Annotated in this window: 18 protein-coding genes; 15 read left to right on the top strand and 3 right to left on the bottom strand. The window is 46.6% G+C overall.

Going from position 1 to position 19288, the window contains the following annotated elements:
• Positions 1–29: 29 nt before the first annotated feature.
• The gene (locus KNO72_RS00865; protein WP_078146836.1) at positions 30–476 is read right to left on the bottom strand and encodes a MarR family winged helix-turn-helix transcriptional regulator; all 447 of its coding nucleotides are present in this window, start codon (positions 474–476) and stop codon (positions 30–32) included.
• Between the two features lie 387 nt (positions 477–863).
• Between KNO72_RS00865 and adhE the strand changes: the two genes are divergently transcribed.
• The 11 genes from adhE (at position 864) to KNO72_RS00810 (ending at position 12640) form a co-directional block, all read left to right on the top strand.
• A complete protein-coding gene (gene adhE, locus KNO72_RS00860) occupies positions 864–3455 on the top strand; it encodes a bifunctional acetaldehyde-CoA/alcohol dehydrogenase (RefSeq protein ID WP_214757057.1) in 2592 nt (863 codons plus the stop codon).
• 180 nt (positions 3456–3635) lie between these two features.
• Positions 3636–4820, top strand: coding sequence for a zinc-binding metallopeptidase family protein (locus KNO72_RS00855; protein ID WP_214757056.1), 1185 nt, complete (start codon positions 3636–3638; stop codon positions 4818–4820).
• A gap of 84 nt (positions 4821–4904) precedes the next feature.
• The gene (locus KNO72_RS00850) at positions 4905–5819 is read left to right on the top strand and encodes an alpha/beta hydrolase (protein WP_214757055.1); all 915 of its coding nucleotides are present in this window, start codon (positions 4905–4907) and stop codon (positions 5817–5819) included.
• Between the two features lie 135 nt (positions 5820–5954).
• Positions 5955–6698 carry a DeoR/GlpR family DNA-binding transcription regulator gene (locus KNO72_RS00845; RefSeq protein ID WP_078146840.1) on the top strand — a complete coding sequence of 248 codons (744 nt, stop codon included), beginning with the start codon at positions 5955–5957 and terminating at the stop codon, positions 6696–6698.
• A complete protein-coding gene (gene pfkB / locus KNO72_RS00840; protein WP_078146841.1) occupies positions 6695–7624 on the top strand; it encodes a 1-phosphofructokinase in 930 nt (309 codons plus the stop codon). Before KNO72_RS00845 ends, pfkB begins: the two co-directional genes overlap by 4 nt.
• Entirely contained in the window at positions 7621–9531 is a 1911-nt protein-coding gene (locus tag KNO72_RS00835) for a PTS fructose transporter subunit IIABC (protein WP_078146842.1), read from the top strand. Before pfkB ends, KNO72_RS00835 begins: the two co-directional genes overlap by 4 nt.
• Positions 9532–9672: 141 nt before the next feature.
• The gene (locus KNO72_RS00830; protein WP_012726215.1) at positions 9673–10194 is read left to right on the top strand and encodes a GNAT family N-acetyltransferase; all 522 of its coding nucleotides are present in this window, start codon (positions 9673–9675) and stop codon (positions 10192–10194) included.
• A 16-nt stretch (positions 10195–10210) separates the two neighbouring features.
• The gene (locus tag KNO72_RS00825) at positions 10211–10579 is read left to right on the top strand and encodes a hypothetical protein (protein WP_214757054.1); all 369 of its coding nucleotides are present in this window, start codon (positions 10211–10213) and stop codon (positions 10577–10579) included.
• Positions 10580–10646: 67 nt separating this feature from the next.
• Positions 10647–11402, top strand: a complete 756-nt coding sequence (gene pyrH, locus KNO72_RS00820; protein WP_214757053.1) for a UMP kinase — start codon at positions 10647–10649, stop codon at positions 11400–11402.
• Positions 11403–11411: 9 nt separating this feature from the next.
• Positions 11412–12059: an alpha/beta family hydrolase gene (locus KNO72_RS00815; protein ID WP_078146845.1), complete on the top strand. Its 648-nt coding sequence runs from the start codon at positions 11412–11414 to the stop codon at positions 12057–12059.
• 50 nt (positions 12060–12109) lie between these two features.
• Positions 12110–12640, top strand: a complete 531-nt coding sequence (locus KNO72_RS00810; protein ID WP_214757052.1) for a GNAT family N-acetyltransferase — start codon at positions 12110–12112, stop codon at positions 12638–12640.
• Positions 12641–12689: 49 nt separating this feature from the next.
• On the opposite strand, the gene KNO72_RS00805 is transcribed toward KNO72_RS00810, so the two are convergent.
• Positions 12690–13325 carry a peroxiredoxin-like family protein gene (locus KNO72_RS00805; RefSeq protein WP_214757051.1) on the bottom strand — a complete coding sequence of 212 codons (636 nt, stop codon included), beginning with the start codon at positions 13323–13325 and terminating at the stop codon, positions 12690–12692.
• 233 nt (positions 13326–13558) lie between these two features.
• Here KNO72_RS00805 and KNO72_RS00800 point away from each other — a divergent pair, with 233 nt between their 5' ends.
• The gene (locus tag KNO72_RS00800; protein ID WP_214757050.1) at positions 13559–15532 is read left to right on the top strand and encodes a methyl-accepting chemotaxis protein; all 1974 of its coding nucleotides are present in this window, start codon (positions 13559–13561) and stop codon (positions 15530–15532) included.
• A gap of 39 nt (positions 15533–15571) precedes the next feature.
• Here KNO72_RS00800 and cls read toward each other — a convergent pair whose 3' ends face one another.
• The gene (gene cls / locus KNO72_RS00795; protein ID WP_371815826.1) at positions 15572–17035 is read right to left on the bottom strand and encodes a cardiolipin synthase; all 1464 of its coding nucleotides are present in this window, start codon (positions 17033–17035) and stop codon (positions 15572–15574) included.
• Positions 17036–17120: 85 nt separating this feature from the next.
• On the opposite strand from cls, the gene KNO72_RS00790 reads away from it, so the two are divergent.
• The 3 genes from KNO72_RS00790 (at position 17121) to KNO72_RS00780 (ending at position 19170) form a co-directional block, all read left to right on the top strand.
• Positions 17121–17555: an OsmC family protein gene (locus tag KNO72_RS00790; RefSeq protein ID WP_074037078.1), complete on the top strand. Its 435-nt coding sequence runs from the start codon at positions 17121–17123 to the stop codon at positions 17553–17555.
• Between the two features lie 74 nt (positions 17556–17629).
• Positions 17630–18118, top strand: coding sequence for a GNAT family N-acetyltransferase (locus KNO72_RS00785; RefSeq protein ID WP_078146850.1), 489 nt, complete (start codon positions 17630–17632; stop codon positions 18116–18118).
• Between the two features lie 56 nt (positions 18119–18174).
• Complete coding sequence (locus KNO72_RS00780; RefSeq protein ID WP_078146851.1) at positions 18175–19170, top strand: Gfo/Idh/MocA family oxidoreductase; 996 nt, start codon at positions 18175–18177, stop codon at positions 19168–19170.
• The last annotated feature ends 118 nt before the right edge of the window (positions 19171–19288 follow it).

Raw genomic sequence — 19288 nt, 5'->3', positions numbered from 1 at the left:
AGAAGTTGTGGGAATTGACGAGAAAAGTTTTACTTGTCACCTTTGTCCATCTTCTCGACAATCTCTGTAAGTGTCTTCAAACTCTCAATGAGTCGGTCAGTTTCGTCCTCATTCAAAAAGGCGAGACGTTCCTCGAATAGTCTACGGAATGAGTCTCTGCGCTCAAGTAAGATTCGTTCACCTTCCTCGGTCAGTTGATTCCAAATCACGCGGCGATCCCGCTCGTCTGGCACCCGCGTGATATACCCCTCGTTCAATAATTTCGTGATGAGCGGGGTAACGTTCGGTGGCGCGATGGAGAGTGTCTCGCTGATTCGTCCATTCGTGACAGCCCCCTCGTCCTCAATCAACATCAATAGATGGAAATGAGAGAAGTTCAGGTTTAGAATTTGAGGAAAATCAGATCGACGTAACAATTTACGACGAATTAAAGGAATCAGTTTGACAAACTGGTCCGCTGCATCTTGTTTCGGCATAATAGATTCACTTCCTAGTTAGGTTCTATTTTCATTATACACGAGTTAGGTGCAGTTGAACCTAAAAACGGGTTGATGTGATGATTGATACATCATAGTAGAGATTGAATCGACACAAAATATGTAAGCGTTTACATTGAAGGTTTGATATATTTTCATGAAAACGAATTCGATTTTACTGAGGACGCATACAAAAATCAAGAGCTATCAATAACAGATAAAAAAATATTGTGAAAGAGTTCACATTCTTGTCACCCACAAAACCTGAAAAACATTGTATTCTATGAATGTGAAGGAAAGCACAATCTCTAAAAACAGTCATCACAATGTGCTTCCATCAAGTCAATATGTTCATAAAAAGCTCTCACTTATGAGGAGGAACCTAACATGGCAGTCAAAGAGAAAGCAAAAGTGGAAACAACGGCAGAACAAATGGTGGACACGCTCGTAGCAAGTGCGCATAAGGCACTCGATACGTTGATGACGTTCGACCAAGAGAAAATTGATCACATCGTACAGGCGATGGCGCTTGCGGGACTCGAGCAACACGTCACACTCGCGAAATTAGCACATACAGAAACAGGTCGCGGTGTCTTTGAAGACAAGATGATCAAAAATATCTTCGCGACAGAATATATCTATAACTCACTCCGTGGTGAGAAAACGGTAGGCGTCCTTGAAGATGACGTTCAAAACGGAATCACATACATCGCGGAACCAGTCGGTGTCGTCGCTGGGGTCACACCGGTCACAAACCCAACATCGACAACGATGTTCAAAGCGATCATCGCCATCAAGACACGTAACCCGATTATCTTCGCGTTCCATCCATCAGCGCAACAATGTTCAAGCGAAGCGGCTCGTGTCCTCCGTGACGCAGCAGTGGCGGCAGGTGCTCCTGAAAACTTGATTCAATGGGTTGAAGTTCCGTCACTCGATGCGACGAAAGCGCTCATGAACCACCCTGGCGTGGCGATGGTCCTTGCGACGGGTGGGGCAGCGATGGTCAAATCGGCTTACTCGACTGGTAAACCAGCACTCGGTGTCGGACCTGGTAACGTACCAGCCTATATCGATAAGACTGCGAAAGTGAAACGTGCCATCTCAGACGTCATCCTTTCAAAAACGTTCGACAACGGAATGATCTGTGCGTCTGAACAAGCGATCATCGTCGATCAAGAAGTATATGAAGAAGTGAAAGCAGAGATGACGGCACTAGGTTGCTACTTCTGCTCACCAGAAGAAAAAGCAAAACTTGAAACACTCGTCATTCGAACAGATACATGTGCGGTCAACCCTGAAATCGTCGGGAAGCCGGCAGCATGGATCGCTGAACGGGCAGGTCTCAAAGTACCAGCGGACACGAAGATCTTGATTGCAGAGCTTGAAACAGTTGGCGCAACGGAACTTCTCTCTCACGAAAAATTAAGCCCGGTTCTCGGTGCGTATAAAGTTCAATCACGTGAAGAAGGATTCGCAATCGCTGAAAAAATGCTCGAGATTGGTGGTCTCGGTCATACGGCTGTCATCCACTCAACAGATGACGATGCCATCCTTGAGTTCGGTCTCCGTATGAAAGCTTGCCGCATCATCGTCAACTCACCTTCAGCACACGGTGGAATCGGTGACCTTTATAACGAAATGACACCATCCCTTACGCTCGGTTGTGGGTCTTACGGTAAAAACTCCGTCTCAGAAAACGTGACGGCGAAACATCTACTCAACGTGAAAAAGGTGGCGAGACGTCGCGTGAATATGCAATGGTTCAAAGTACCTGAAAAAATCTATTTCGAGAAAAACTCAGTACAATATCTTCAATCGCTCACAACGAAAAAACGGGCGATGATCGTCACGGATGAAATGATGGTCAAACTCGGATTCGCTGACAAAGTCATCAAAAACTTGCCGGCTGGTGTCGAGTACCGCATCTTCGACCAAGTCGAACCGGATCCATCTGTTGAAACGGTCATGAACGGTGCCGAAGCAATGCGTCACTTCCAACCAGACATGATCATCGCACTTGGTGGTGGTTCACCGATGGATGCTGCGAAAGGCATGTGGCTCTTCTACGAACGTCCAGAAGAGAAGTTCTCGAATCTACGCCAGAAATTTATGGATATTCGCAAACGGACATATAAGTTCCCGACACTCGGTAACAAGTCAATGTTTATCGCCATCCCGACAACGTCTGGTACAGGTTCTGAAGTGACACCGTTCACTGTCATCACAGATAAAAAACGTAACGTGAAATATCCGATTGCTGACTATGCGATCACACCAGACGTCGCCATCGTCGACCCTGAGTTCGTCATGACCGTTCCAGCTTCAATCACGGCTGATACAGGAATGGACGTCATGACACACGCAATCGAAGCATATGTTTCCGTCATGGCGAATGATTACACAGACGGACTTTGCCTCCGCGCCATCAAGATGATCTTCGACTACCTACCAAAAGCGTATGAAAACGGTAGCGATGCGGAAGCTCGTCAGAAAGTACACAACGCTTCAACGATGGCGGGTATGGCGTTTGCGAACGCATTCCTCGGTATCAACCACTCGATCGCTCACAAAATCGGTGGAGAGTTCCACGTCCCACACGGTCGTACGAACGCGATTCTCATGCCACACGTCATCCGTTACAACGCGACACGCCCATCGAAACTTGCGGCGTTCCCGAAATATGAGTCATTCATCGCAGACGAACGTTATGCAGAAATCGCGCGTTACCTCGGACTTCCAGCAAGCACGACAGCTGAAGGTGTCGAGTCACTCGTCCAAGCGATCATCGAGCTCGGTCAACGCTTGAACATCAAACTTTCGTTCAAGGCGCAAGGCATCAAGAAAGCAGAACTCGATGCGAAGATCGACAAGATGGCAGTCGACGCATTCGAAGACCAATGTACGACGGCCAACCCGAAAATGCCGCTCGTTGAAGAATTGAAAGAGATCATGTACGCAGCATACGAAGGCGTATAAGCTTCAAAATTTACAAGGGGCCCGTTCAACTCGAACGGGCTTTTCTTGTGGTCGGAATATGACATTCAGTTTCTAAAATTATATTTAAATTTATAAAAAATTGAATAGTCAGACCATAAATAGCTGTATATAATAAAAAATGGTATACATAGCAATTTATTGATGAATGGAGATCGTGTCATGATCATCGTGTTTAGTTTGTTGCGTTCAATCGCGACAGTTGTTCTTTTCTTCAATCCAATTTATTCGACGCCGCTCGAGACCGCGGAATATATTTCATCAGTTGATCGAAATGCGGATAGTTGGGAGAGTGCCGACTTTTTTGAATCATTCGGAACCGAGTTACCTATCGACATGGATCGAAACCTCCTTTACACAGAACGGATAACCGGCTGGACTGAGATTGAAGTGGGGGACGAAACGTATGAGGGGTTTTCATCGATGACGTTTGATCAACCGTTCAAAGGTACGATTCTACATATGACGTGGGGACAAGACATTCCGGATGTGAAAGAAAAAGTGGTCGTCTTACCGACAACAAAGTTTTCATATGACAACATCGAGGATGCGTATACCGTCGATTACGCAGGTGAGGTTTTGAATGACCAGGAAGCGAACGCGTACTTGTCAGAGCTCGCATCTGCAGAAGCTGCAGGATACCTGATCACCCCTTATGAAGACGACCCATATGAGACGGGTTTCGTTTTCACGTCATCCTATATGAAGTTAGATGGTACAGGGGTAGACTTGGATACGGCTGAACAACTGAAGGACGGGGAAATGATTCGAGTCAAACCTTATCGTGAAGAGATCCCATATGTCGAGTTTGTCCAACAAGGAAAATCGGAACGGGAGATCATTCTCATGTCACGACTCGATTCTTCCTGGCACGGAGCCCATTATTTGTCTGCCGTCGGTCCGTCTACGGTCTTATATCATCTGATGCAGGTGATGAACGAGGAAATGCCAGACTATACGATTCGATATGTCTTTTTGAATGGAAACGGCGACTCTAGAGAAGCGAGTGACGATTTCCTTGAACGGCTAGGGGAGCAAAAAGAAAAAGTGGAAGCGGTCGTCATGCTCGATATTCTTGGGACTGGTGATGGTCCACTATACGTTCGGACGAAAGGGATGAAATCCTATCCAGTACTAGAACGGGCGCCATTCGCTGAACTAGAAGTACGTTCGTTAGCAAGTTCACCGGGTGACGCTTACGATGAAGCAGGAATCCCTTATTTGATGTTGAGTGATTCATTAGAAGGAAGTTGGCATGTGTTCACGGAGAAAGATACGTTCGAACGGCTGTCGGAAGATGGAGTAACGGGTGCGGTCGATTGGATGCACAATTGGCTAACTGACTGACCTAATCATTGTCGCTGTCTGAGAAGACGGCGACATATTTTTTTAGATGTCGGTTTCGGGTATGATTGTAATGGAGGCGATACGATGAAACAAGAGATGACAATTACGACAACATATGGAACGATTGCAGGAACTTTTCTTTCCCATGAGGAGCCTCGGACGACGATTGTCATGTTGAGCGGAAGTGGGCCGAGTGACCGTGACGGCAATATGGGTGGTGTCGGATTTAACACGTATGCCAAGCTGGCAGAAGCGTTGTATGACCATGGATATAACGTGTTCCGATATGACAAACAAGGAATCGGGAAGTCAGATGGAGACTTCAACAAAGTCGGATTACATGACTTGATTAACGATGCGATTCTTGTCGTACGCACCATTCGACAATTGGCCGATGTGAATCGCTTATATCTACTTGGTCATAGTGAAGGGGCCGTCCTTGCTCCTGCCGTTCAACTTGAGACGAAGGCGGATGGACTGATCTTACTTTCCGATTTCCATGAAGCGTCCAAGCAGATGTTCTTATACCAAGCAGATGCACTCGCTAAAGATATCGAACATGTGAAGGGAATAAAAGGTCTCTTCTATCGGTTGACGGGCGTTGCCAAAAAAGTTAGGCAGCGACAGGACGATTTGTTAGAGCGTTCTTTACGGACGAACGTCTCGTCTTTCAAATATCGAGGTCAAGTCGTAAATGCGAAATGGATTCGAGAACATGCATCCTATGACGTCCGAGAGCGATTGGAGCATGTGACCGTCCCGGTTCTTGCGATTACGGGGGGGCGTGATGTGCAAGTCCCACCCGAACACGTCCATATGATTCAAACAAAAGGGGAGGTCACCTCATCGATCATCGATGATATGAATCATCTGCTCGTGAAACGGGAGTCACCCCATTCGCTTCTCACGTTGCATAAAGAGTATCGAGAAGCGATCGATGCGCCGATTCATCCAAAACTCGTTCAAGAATTGGATGAATGGTTAAAAATACAGTCATAAACTCAAAAAACGGTCATCTATTGACCGTTTTTTATGTTATAATTGTGACAAGTTGAATGGAAATGAATGTTTTTGAATGATTTTAGTTGTTTTTATAATGAAAACGCTTTATATTAGACGTATGGAGGGAACAAGATGTTAACGAAACAACGACATCAGTTGATTTTGCAACGCTTATCTGAACAGAAGGTCGTCAAATTAAAAGAATTGGTTGATTTAACTGATTCATCCGAGTCGACGATTCGTCGAGATTTGACGGACCTTGAAGCGGAAGGGTATCTGGCAAGGGTTCACGGAGGCGCAACGCTCATTGCGACTCCAGATGAGGAACCGACATTTGAAGAAAAGCGAGACCGGTTCGTAGATGAAAAAGTTGCGATTGCACGGAAGGCCGCAACGTTCATCGAAGACGGGATGTCGATTTATTTAGATGCCGGTACAACCACTCAGGCGATGGTTCCGTTTTTAGAAGGAAAAAAAATTGTCGTCGTCACAAACAGTCTACCGATTGCGAATGAATTATTTGATCTTGATATTAAGACGTTTGTGATTGGCGGAGAATTAAAGCGTTCCACCCAGGCATTGGTTGGGTATAACGCACGCGAGAGCATGATGAATTATCGTGTCGACCTCGCCTTTCTCGGAATGAATGGAATCGACCTTGAAGCGGGTTACACGACCCCGGACCCAGAAGAAGCGCTTGTCAAAAAAACGGCAATCGAATTGGCACAAACCTCGTTCGTACTCGCGGACGCATCGAAGATCGGGAAACGAACGTTCAGCCGAGTCGCGACGTTAGATGCCGCTCAGTTGATCACATCAAGCAGTGAGTCAATGAGTTCCATCCAAACAATCACAAAGGTGGTGAATGCGAAATGATTTACACGTTAACACTCAACCCTTCTATTGATTACTACGTAACATTACCTGAAGTACATCTAGGAGAAGTGAACCGAATCGAAGAGACGACGGAGCGCGCAGGCGGTAAAGGAATTAACGTCTCCATCGTTCTTCGGGAATATGCACAAGAGACGAAGGCGCTTGGTTTCATCGGTGGGACGACCGGTGACTTCATTAAAAAGTCACTCGTCGACCACGGTGTACACACCGATTTCGTAGAGGTGAATGGGAACACCCGGATCAATGTCAAGATTCGGGCGAAAGAGGAAACAGAACTGAATGCGAGCGGACCGAATATCACAGAGCGCGAGCTCGAACTGTTGACGGCCAAGTTCGATCAAGTTCAAGAAGGCGATATTGTCGTCCTCGCGGGTAGTATCCCGAGCAACCTACCAGACTCGCTATATCGGACCATTGCTGAATCGATTCGCGAAAAAGGTGCCGACTTTGTCGTCGATACAACGAAAGATGCCATGCTCGAGGTGCTCGCCCTCGAACCACTCATGATCAAACCGAACCACCATGAATTAGGTGAATTGTTTGATACCGAGATCGAAACGTTTGAAGAAGCTCTTCCATATGCCGAACAGCTCGTCAAACGCGGGGCGAAAAACGTCATCATCTCCTTTGCGGGAGACGGGGCACTACTTGTTAACAAGGACGGAGCCGTCACAGCGAACACACCGGTCGGGAAACTCGTGAACTCGGTTGGTGCAGGAGATTCACTCGTTGCCGGATTTGTCGCGAATGTGAAAGAAAAAGGTGAACAAGAAGCATTTCGATACGCGGTCACGACAGGAAGCGCATCTGCTTATACGTTCGGCCTATGTTCAAAACAAGAGATCGATCGATTGATCGATCAAGTACAACTCACGCCACTGAAACGAATGGAGGAAACAACATGAAAATCACGGACTTGCTCCAACGCGACACGATTCAATTGAATCTACGCGCGAGTTCTAAGCGTGAGGTCATCGAAGAACTTGTCGATGTCCTCGATCGCGCTGGTAAACTATCCGACCGCAACGGTTATCGCGATGCGATTCTAAAACGTGAAAGCGAGAGCACGACCGGCCTCGGAGAAGGGATTGCCATTCCTCATGCGAAAACGAGTGCGGTCAAAACGCCAGCAATCGCATTCGGTCGCTCGGAAGGCGTCGACTACGAAGCGTTAGACGGACAACCGAGCCGCCTCTTCTTTATGATTGCGGCAGGAGAAAACGCGAATAATGAACACCTTGAAACACTCTCTAAACTTTCAGTTTACTTGATGGACCCTGCATTCCAAGAGCGTCTCTATGCAGCCACTTCTGAAAGCGATGTCATTCGTGCCATCGAAGAAAAAGAAGCGGCAGAAGAGAAGCCAGAAGTCGTGAAACCGACGAATGAAGATGCACCGTTCATTTTGGCCGTCACGGCATGCCCGACAGGAATCGCTCATACGTATATGGCAGCAGATAGCTTGAAGCAAAAAGCCGAAGCGATGGGCGTCGATATTAAAGTCGAAACGAACGGATCGACTGGCGTAAAAAATGAATTGACGCGCGCGGATATCGACCGGGCGACAGCGATCATCGTCGCAGCGGACAAGGCTGTTGAAATGGATCGTTTCGCTGGTAAGCGAGTCATCGAAGTTCCGGTCGCACAAGGGATTCGGAAACCTGAAGAACTCATCAATCGTGCGGTGAAACAAGATGCGCCGGTATATGAGGCTTCGAAAACATCAGGTGGTGCTTCGAAAGAACAACGTACAGGCGTGTACAAGCACTTGATGAGCGGTGTATCTGCGATGCTTCCACTCGTTGTCGCAGGTGGACTCTTGATTGCCATCAGCTTCTTCTGGGGCATCAACTCTGCTAACCCGGATGACCCGTCTTACAATGAATTTGCAGCACAGTTGATGACGATCGGTGGAGCTGCATTCGGCTTCCTCGTTCCGATTCTCGCCGGTTTCATCGCGATGTCGATTGCCGATCGCCCAGGTCTCGCACCAGGTCTCGTGGCAGGGGTACTTGCAAGTCAAGGGAACGCCGGATTCCTCGGTGGTCTCATCGCCGGTTTCTTGGCCGGTTATGTCGTCCTTTTCTTGAAAAAGGCACTCGCGAAGTTGCCTGCTTCACTTGAAGGAATCAAGCCAGTCCTCTTGTATCCGTTACTCGGCTCGTTCATCTCCGGGATGGTCATGTTACTCGTCGTCAACGAACCGATCGCAGCACTTATGACATGGTTGATGGATACGTTGAACAGCATGAGTGGCGCGAACGCCATCCTTCTTGGTGTCATCGTCGGTGGGATGATGGCAGTCGATATGGGTGGTCCGATCAACAAGACAGCGTACGTCTTCGGTACGGCAGCACTTACAGCGGGTAACCAAGAAGTCATGGCAGCCGTCATGGCTGGAGGGATGGTACCACCACTCCTCGTCGCACTCGCATCAACAGTCTTCGCTCGTCAAAAGTTCTCGAAACAAGAGCGCGAAGCAGGAAAAACTGCTTATATCATGGGAGCCTCGTTCATCACGGAAGCGGCAATCCCATTCGCGGCTGCGGACCCGATTCGCGTTCTTCCATCAGCGATTCTCGGATCTGCCATTGCAGGCGGATTATCCGCATTCTTCACGATTCAATTACCAGCGCCACACGGTGGGATCTTCGTCTTCCCACTTCTTGAAGGAGCTGGAAACGTCGCTGTGAGTATGGGTCTCTATGCACTCGCCATCTTGGCAGGTGCGGTGGTCGGAGCATTGCTCCTATCGTTCTTGAAAAAACCGTTAACAACATCGACACCAGTCCAATCTAAAGAAGTTGCATAACGTAAGAAGAGACGTCGCCTTTAACCAGAGGTGACGTCTTTATTGTTGTCGATGTCCGTGCAAAATTCACATAATCTCGGATTGCAAGTTGGGGATTTGTGGTAAACTATTTGTAAAGCTTCGGGTGAGGAGGGGGTCACATTGGACATTCGGGTCGCCAAACCAGATGATGTGTATGGGATTGCGAGAGTGCGTGTGAACGGGTGGCGTACGACCTATCGGGGGATCGTACCGACTGAGTATTTGCTAAAAGTATCATCCGGCTCCATCGAATGGGCAGAACGCTTGCGGACCGCCCTTCGTCGGCAAGAAGTAGCCGGCTTTGTGGCGATTGTCGAGGACGAAATCGTGGGCTTCGTTCTTTACGGAGAAGAGCGGACAGGAGAGTATCCAGACCACACGAATGAAGTGTATGCTATTTATATTTTAGAGAACCATCAAGGGAACGGAATCGGGTCCGCTCTCCTTGAGCATGCCGTGCAATCGATGTGTGAGGCAGGACTCTTGATCTGGGCGCTTGAGATGAATCCGTTCCGCACGTTTTATGAACGAAAACAAGGGCAGGTCATCGACCAGAAAGATCGAGAGTTTGGTGAATTGATGCTCCGCGAAGTGGCGTACGGTTGGGAAACGACCCGTCACGACTCCATCATGGGAGCCTGAGCTTAGAGACTGTAGAATGTTCTACGGTCTTTTTTTGTTGAGTGAAATGGATGCTAAATCAAAAGGGATCCTCTACTATTCAATGGCTCATCTACATCAATTCGAACGTCCAGATCAGTATGAACCGTATCTGTTAAAGGCAATTGCAGAGTATCCAGAATTTCCTCGTTACCATCTTAATCTTGGACGGTACTATATCTCAAACGAGAATATCGAAAAGGGAAAGCTGTATATAAAAGAAGGCTTACTTAGAGTAAAAGAGTGTTTCAATGAAGCATCGCCTCTAGAATTTGAAATTTCTTTATATACGTTTATCGATGAAGAGATCGGTGGACTTTATATGTTCGATGAGTTTTACAAGAAATATAAAGAAATGTCCTTATGAATCAATTAAAAATAGTGTTGTTCCATTATATAAACTCTTCTATACTGAATTGAACAAAATATTCCAAATGAAGGGTTGGGAGACATTGAAGCACCGAAAAATTTGTATCAAGTTAAGTGGAGCCGCTCTAGCTGGTGATGGAACGGATAACTTTGACGAAATGAGCCTCAGCCTGATTGCAGAAGAAATATTATCACTCGCAAATAGCGGGGTTGAAGTGTGTGTCATGGTCGGCGGGGGAAATCTCTTTCGCGGGAATCAAGCAGAAGCGTGGGGGATCAATCGAGTGGAGGCTGACAGTATCGGAACGCTCGGGACAGTCATGAACTCATTGATGCTACGTGGAATCTTGAAACGAGATACGACTCGAGAAGTGCGCGTCACGACATCGATTCCAATGCCGAGCGTAGCCGAACCGTACATTCAACTTCGAGCCATCAATCATTTGAAAAAAGGATATATCGTCATTTTTGCAGGCGGTAACGGTCAACCGTTCGTTTCTTCAGACTATCCTGCTGTTCAGCGTGCCATCGAAGTGGGATGTGATGCCTTGTTCGTGGCAAAGAACGGTGTCTCCGGCGTATATGACCGCGATCCTCGTTTGGATTCGGACGCTTGTCAATTTGAAACCCTTCACTATAACGATGTCATTTCGAATGATTTGAAAGTGATGGATCAATCGGCATTGCTTCTCGCGAGAGATCACGGTTTGCCGATTCACTTGTTCGACTTCAAGGAGCGGAACGCCATTCATCGTATTCTCGAAGGAGAGAGCATTGGAACGATGATTCATCACCATGAAACGCAACTCTTGCAGAATTGAGGAGACAGCATGTATGAAGTAACAGATGGTCACGTCATTGGGAAAAACGGAATACCCGTCCCGTATTCGTACCTGCAGCCTGATTCGTCATCCGACACACTCGTGATTTTGTTGCCCGGATACGGATATACAAATGATTCTCCAATGTTTCGCTATACGACTGGATTGTGCATAGAGAATGGGTTGAACGTTCTCGAAGTCAACTATAACTATCGCGACGAGCGGTACGATTCAGTCGATGTAAATAAGGCAATTGTTGATGATGTTCGACTCGTCATCGATCAAATCCTACATACTGATTCCGTTCAACAATACATCATCGTCGGAAAATCGCTCGGTACGGTTGCGATGGCAAGTGAACTCACCCGAAACGTGTTTCATGATGCCAAACTCGTTTGGTTGACACCTTTGTTGAAACAAGACGACATATATGAAGCGATCCAGTCTCATAAAGGACAACAGATGATTCTCATAGGAACGGCGGACCAACATTATGTAGATGAGAGAATGAAGCGTCTTGAACATCTGGCCTTGACCGAACTCGAGATTGTCAAGGAGATGAATCATAGCCTCGAGTACACAGGAGAGACATACCGGTCACTACGGTTACTTGAAACACTTCTCAAGCGAGTGGAGCAATTTATCATGTCCTCATAGGTCGTGAACCGGAGGAGAGTTGCGCGATCAAATGTAAGGGAGGAGTCGACGTGAAATTTACCACTGAGCGTTTAATAATCAGACCATTTATGGAGAAAGACTTGCATGCTACATTCGAAATGTATACAAAACCAGAAGTATGCAGATATCTTTTGCATGAGCCATGGACGTCTGAAAACAGGAAGAAAGAATTTGATAAAAAACTAACAAATTCTATTCTTACCGAGACTAGTACGTTGAATTTAGCAGTCGTACATCAAGATGAAGTGATTGGGGATCTCACAGTTTGGTACGCGGGTATGAAAGACACGGTAGAGATTGGGTATTGTTTTTCTGATTCACATTCAGGAAAAGGATATGCGACGGAGGCAGTGAGCGGATTGCTAGGGGAGTTGTTCACAAAGCTCAATCTACATAGGGTACAAGCTAATCTCGACGCCAGAAATGTAGCTTCCCAAAAATTATGCGAACGGGTTGGAATGAGAAAAGAAGCTCATTTCTTGAGAGACTATTGGAATAAGAATGAAAGGACCGATAGCATGGTGTACGCGATATTGCACGAGGAGTTTGTAAGACAATAAACGAAATAAGTGAATAGAAAAGGAGATGATGCGCGTCATCTCCTTTAATTTACAATTTTTCAATAACCATTTTCGGGTCGACACGTTCTGTATAGTCAGCAGGCACATCACTGAACGAAATCGTTCCATCAGATTGGATGATGAACGTGGCCGGTTTCGGCAACTGCCAATCTTCGTTCCCGTTATGTGCATCGACATTTAGTCCAGATGCTTTATAAATATCAATCAAATAATCTGGCATGTCAAAGACGAGGTCGAATTGACGTGCGACAATATTATCAACATCACTCAATACATAAAAATCAAGTTCATTCTTTTCTTTCGTCGAAAGGGAATAATCCGGCGTTTCCGGACTGATCGCGACAAGAGTCGCGCCTTTTTCTTGAATCGTTGCCAACTCGCGCTGGTAAGCGCGGAGCTCGAGGTTACAGTATGGGCACCATCCACCTCGGTAAAATATGACGATGACTGGTCCATTTTCAAGGAGCGTTTTCAAATTGACGGTTGTCCCGTCCGCGTGAGGCAATTCAAACGACGGCGCTTGATTTCCAACTGTTAACCCTGATGCGATGCCTGAATCTTTCAATTCTTGAGTCACCTGAGCCATCAATCGTTGCTTCTCGGCAGGTGCATTTTGTTTGAACTGATCTTTATAGGATTTGATCTCTTCCAATAATGAATTCATCATTTGACTCCCTCTTCCGATATGGTGACTCAAATTTTAACTAAATACGAATAGTATGATTTGTTCAATCGAACACAACGGTGAAACTCCATTTCAGTTTCCGAAAAATAATTTTCGAATAATTCAATCAATTCTTCAGATCTAATGACTTTTGACCGATATGATGAATAACCTAAGGGGGATTCGACTCATCGAACTCGCTTGAACATTTTATTCGGGTTAGGAGATGTTTTATGAAACAGAAGCGCACGATTAGTATCAAGCAAAAATTGATTGTCTTATCCGTTCTATTATTGATTATTCCAGCCACATTGATTGGAATCGTCGCCTATTCGCAGGCGAAAGGTAAAATCGAGTCTCAAATGATCAAGTCCGCCAATTCGGGGGTAGACCGGATGAACAATGAGGTCACGAACCTCATCGAACCGATTCAAACGGACATCTCGTTTTTTGCGAATCGGATTGATAGTTCCATTTATGAAGAGGGAGAAGCGAATCAAGCGTTAGCAGAGAAGTTTACTGAGTATTTAGAGACACATCCAAAAGTGACGAACATTTACTTCGCTTCAGTAGAAGGTGCGATGACGATCTATCCTGAGCAGGAATTGCCAGAAGGATATGACCCACGCACTCGTCCATGGTATGAAGCGGCTGAAGCAAGTGGACAAGAGGTTGCCATCACGAATCCGTACGTCGATGCCGCTTCTCAAAAAATGATGATCACGGTTTCGAAGAAGACTTCAGACGGTAGTGGTGTGGTCGCCGTTGACGTCGATGTGAACGATATCGCTGAAGTGGCATCCACCATTCAAATCGGGAAAGAAGGATACGTTGCCATCTTCGACCAGGCAGAACAAGTCGTCATTCATCCGTCGACGGCTGTCGGTGAAAAGATTGATGAATCTTGGACAGATTCGCTCTTTTCCAAGGAAGAAGGGACTCTGTCTGTATTGGAGAATGGGGAAGGCGTGGAGAAAGCATTCGTGACGAACCCAATCACCGGATGGAAGATTGCCGGTACGTTATATGACGGTGAGATTCAAGACGAGACGGTCGGCATTCTTTGGACGACTGGATTCGTCATCATCGGAATGTTCGGGATTGCAGCCATTCTTCTCTACTTCGTTCTCCGTTCAATCTTGCGTCCGTTGCGTTTATTGACAGAAGGAGCAGAACGAATCAAATCAGGAGATTTAACGGAGCCGATTACCGTCTTATCGAACGACGAAATCGGGCTTGTCTCAGAGAGTTTTAATGAAATGAGCGATTCACTTCGTATGGTATTACTCCGTCTCGATGATTCAATCAGTCAAGTTGCCGCCTCGTCTCAAGAATTGATGGCCAACTCGGCACACAATACCGCCTCATCAGAACAGATTGCCCGTGCAGTTGATCAAATGGCAGTCAGTGCCGATGGCTCGAAGCGACAACTTGACGACAATGCGACATCGCTCCAAGCGATCACGTCAGGAATCATGCGAATCTCAGAAAGTTCCATGGACGTTTCTGAACTTTCACGCGAAACCTCAAATGAAGCGGAAGACGGTTCGACGACCGTGAAGGAGAATGTGAAGCAGATGCAGGCAATCGATGCGTCTGTCGTGACATTCGAGGGCGTCATTCACTCATTGGCACATCGCTCTAACGAGATTGGAGAAATCGTCACGGTCATCAATGGAATCGCTGAACAGACGAACCTGTTAGCATTGAACGCTGCCATTGAAGCAGCACGTGCAGGTGAGAACGGCAAAGGGTTCGCGGTCGTTGCGAGCGAGGTGCGTAAACTCGCAGAACAATCGCAACAGTCGACGAAACAAATTTCAGCGTTGATTGATCGAATCAAGCATGAGACGGAACAGTCTGTACAGTTGATGCAGGAAGTATCTACTCATACGAAGGCCGGATTGGCGTCATCTGAAATGACAGCAGACCGTTTCGAGAAAATCAAAGAGCGGACAGTCGCGATGACACCACGGATTGAAGACGTGACCGCAACCGTCGAGGAGATTGCAGCAAACGTTCAGGAAGTGGCAGCGACGGCATCACAAATCGCCGACATCGCCGATGAGAATTCGAGTGTCTCGAAGCAAGTGGCGGCAACGACCGATGATCAATTGAAATCGATTGAAGAAGTATCGCAGTCAGCAAAAGCACTCGCGACCATGGCCGAGGAGTTACAAGACCTCGTCTCGCGGTTCAAACTGTAAAATGAAAAAGAAGCAGAGCGCCGAGCTCTGCTTCTTTCGTTATAAAATCGGACTGAGGAGTCGTGAGACACCCTCCCGAGCACGTACTGTCCATTTCCGCTTTTCATAGTCTTCCATCGTATAAGTGCGACTGACCGCCGTATCGGTCTCGAATAAAGAAACGAGTTCGAGGGCGACCCGCTCATCATAGATAAGTGCGTTCACTTCAAAATTGAGACGGAAGCTTCGAGCGTCCAAGTTCGTCGTCCCGACGGTCGCGATCTCATCATCGACGACGAGCGTCTTCGCGTGGAGAAACCCTTCATCATACAGATAGACGTTTGCCCCGTAGTCGAGGAGTTCCCCAAGGAACGAGAGGGACGCCCACATGACGAATGGATGGTCCGGTTTTCCAGGGATCATGATATCCATCTGAACGCCAGAATAGAGTGCCATTTTGCAAGCGTCCATAAAACTCGTGTCTGGAATGAAGTATGGCGTTTGAATGACGACCCGTCGTTTGGCGGACATGATCATCTTGATCATCATATTCTTCAAATGTTCCGTATCCGAGTTTGGTCCACTCGTGACGATTTGCATCGGAGAATTTTCTTTAATGTCATGTCGCGCAAAGCAGAAGGCATTTTCAGGATCATGTTTACGGTGACCAGAATAGTTCCAGTCCAATATGAATCGGTGTTGTAAATTGTAAACGACATCTCCTTCGACACGCAGGTGCGTGTCACGCCAATAGCCAAATTTTTCGACTAAACCTAAATACTCGGTACCGACATTGAATCCACCGACATAGCCGATTTTCCCATCGATGATGACGACCTTTCGGTGATTTCGGTTGTTCAACTTGAAGTTGATGATCCCGAGTGTCGGTGGGAAGAAGACACGCACCTCGCCATCGTTCGCAATCAACTCTTTAAAGTCCGAGTTCCGAAGACTACGTGAGCCGACCGCATCGTAGAGGAGTCGAACTTTGACACCGGCTTTCGCACGCTCGATCAACTCTTTCAACAGTGCCTGACCGAGAGCGTCACGCTGGATGATGTAATATTGAATATTGATTTCCGTTTCGGCCGAGCGAATGTCATCCATCAACGCTTTGAACTTTTGTTCGCCGTCGTGCAAGATGAGGGAACGGTTATGTACACTGATCAACGATTTAGAAGATCGTAAGTTCATTTGAAGTAGTTGGTCATACTTTTCAAACAGCGGCTGCGCGAGCTGGGTTTGGCGCGTATGAATTTGTTCAAGTTGCGCTTCGACTTGAAGCGAATGGAAGGAACGTTCTTCTACACTTAAATTATAGAAGTTATCCTTCTTAAGTTGTCGCCCTAGGAAGAGATAGACAATGAAGCCGAGCACTGGTAAGAAAAACAGGACAAGAAGCCAGGCCCAGGTCGCGCCGACGTCACGTCTTTCGGCGAAGATGACGGCGAGTGCGAACAACATGTTTAACCCGAGGACGATATAAAGTCCCCAACTGAAAATCATAGACCAATCCAACGACATACACCCCTTTATAAACGATTCATAGCTTAATCATACATCAAATGAGGGAATAGGATGCTATCAAATGAAATAGGGGGAGAAGATGATGAACATGGAAGTCGTATGGAAGAAAGGGATGGCGTTTGAAACACATACGCCATCAGGACACACGGTGATCCTTGATGCGGCGGATGATGTCGGTGGGCTCGATACAGGACCTCGTCCGACAGAAATGTTGCTTCACGCGACCGCATCCTGCACAGGAATCGATATCGTGTCGATTCTGCATAAGATGCGCCAGCCAATTGAAGCATTCGAAATGAAAATCGATGGGGTGCGGGCGACCGATCACCCGAAACGCTTTACAGCCATTCACATCTTGTATATCCTGAAAGGCGAGTTATCGGAAGAACGAGTTCGGCGTGCCATCGAATTGTCCGTTGAGCGTTATTGTTCTGTATCGCATAGCCTCAATGCGACGTTGACGTATAGTTATCAATTGAACGATGGAGACGTCACTCCGTTTGATTTTCACGAGTGAGCAGGATGGTTGAAAGGCATGCGGTTCTCCGTTATATTTGTATTTCAAATACTGTATAACTAAAGGAGGACGTTATGATTCGACTCGCGACGAAGCGCGATGCCCAACACATCGCGAACCTAATCGAACAACGAGCCGTAGCGCTAAATGAACAAGGAAGCGACCAATGGACCGAATATTTGGAACAGGACCTCGTAAAGCGTGTGCGCACTGACATTGTAGAAGGCAGTGTATATGTCTTTGAAGATGGCGAACAAATTTTAGCTTCAATCGCATTGTTACCTCCAGATGAGTGGGATGATAACTTATGGGACGACAGTGAGCGTGGACAATATATCCATCGAATCGTCGTCAGCGAAAAGCTAAAAGGGCAAGGCGTCGGACAGCAGCTCATGGAGCATGTCTTAGAGGAAGCCGATGAAGATGAACCAATTCGTCTTGATTGTGTCGCTGACAATGAATTTTTAAATGATTATTATCCACGTTTCGGTTTCGTCTTTGTCGATTCACGAAACGGGTACAATACGTTCGAATACAGATTGGATGAGAGCATGAGTGCATAAGGGTCATTTGACCCTTTTTTTGTTATACTATCAACAGCGAAAAGGAGGGGTTTTATATGACTAAAACCATTTTGGTGGGATTCGGATTCTCGGCAAACACGTTCCATTTGCCGTTCTTAAAGGCAATCGATTCATTTGAAGTGAGTGGTGTCGTGTCATCGCGCCCGGAAGAAGTGCAGGCTGAATTACCTGGTGTCACGGTATATGCGACATTAGACGAGGCGATTCAATCGGATGCTTCTCTCTATGTCATTACGACACCATCGCATTTACATAAAGAGATGATCGTCGCATGTCTTGAGGCAGGAAAAGATGTGCTCGTCGAAAAACCCGCATTCCTGACAACGGAAGAAGGATATGAGTTGATGGAACTTGAAGCGAAATCGAAGGGCATCGTCAACGTTTATCAGAATCGTCGTTATGATGGAGACTTCTTGACGGTTAAATCGTTTCTTAACTCGAACGAGTTAGGAGACTGGAAGGTCGTTGAATCTCGATTTGATCGTTTCCGTCCGAATGTACGTGACCGGTGGCGTGAAAATGGAGGACCAGGTTCCGGTATTTTATTCGACTTAGGAAGTCATCTGATTGACCAGACTCTAGCCTTGTTTGGAAAGCCAGATCGTATTCAAGCAGATGTGATGATTCAACGAGATGGTGGCCAATCCGATGATGGGTTTCATCTGACATTCTATTACGGTGAGAAGCGAGTATACCTTCGTTCGAACCCATTCATCGCCGGAGAAACACCTCGGTTTGAAGTGCATGGTACGCAAGGAAGTTTCTTGAAATATGGACTTGATCCTCAAGAAGATGCTCTGAAGCAAGGAAAGTTAGAAAGTGACCTTATAGAGACTGGCGTATTATCCAAAGAAGAGGTTTCGTCCATTCAAATCGAGAAAGGTAGTTATTTGGCGTATTATCAACAGTTAGCTTATAGTTATGAGGTACGGCAACCCGTCGTTTCATTAAAAGATGCAACATTGACAACCTACTTGATTGAACTTGCTCGTAAATCCAGTGAGACAGGAACAGTCATCACGGTAGATTGACACGCTTTTTCGTTGATTTACTAAACCGGTGATCAATTCACAATTGGAAAGAACGTGCGATGATTTCTTTGTGAACGTGTCGACACTTCTCTATTGTAAGAACAATCATACGAGTCAT

The sequence above is a fragment of the Exiguobacterium sp. s123 genome, from assembly GCF_018617075.1.
Taxonomy (GTDB): Bacteria; Bacillota; Bacilli; order Exiguobacteriales; family Exiguobacteriaceae; genus Exiguobacterium; species Exiguobacterium profundum.
The sequence above is the reverse complement of the archived record's forward strand: the minus strand, read 5'-3'. Positions and strand labels throughout refer to the sequence as shown.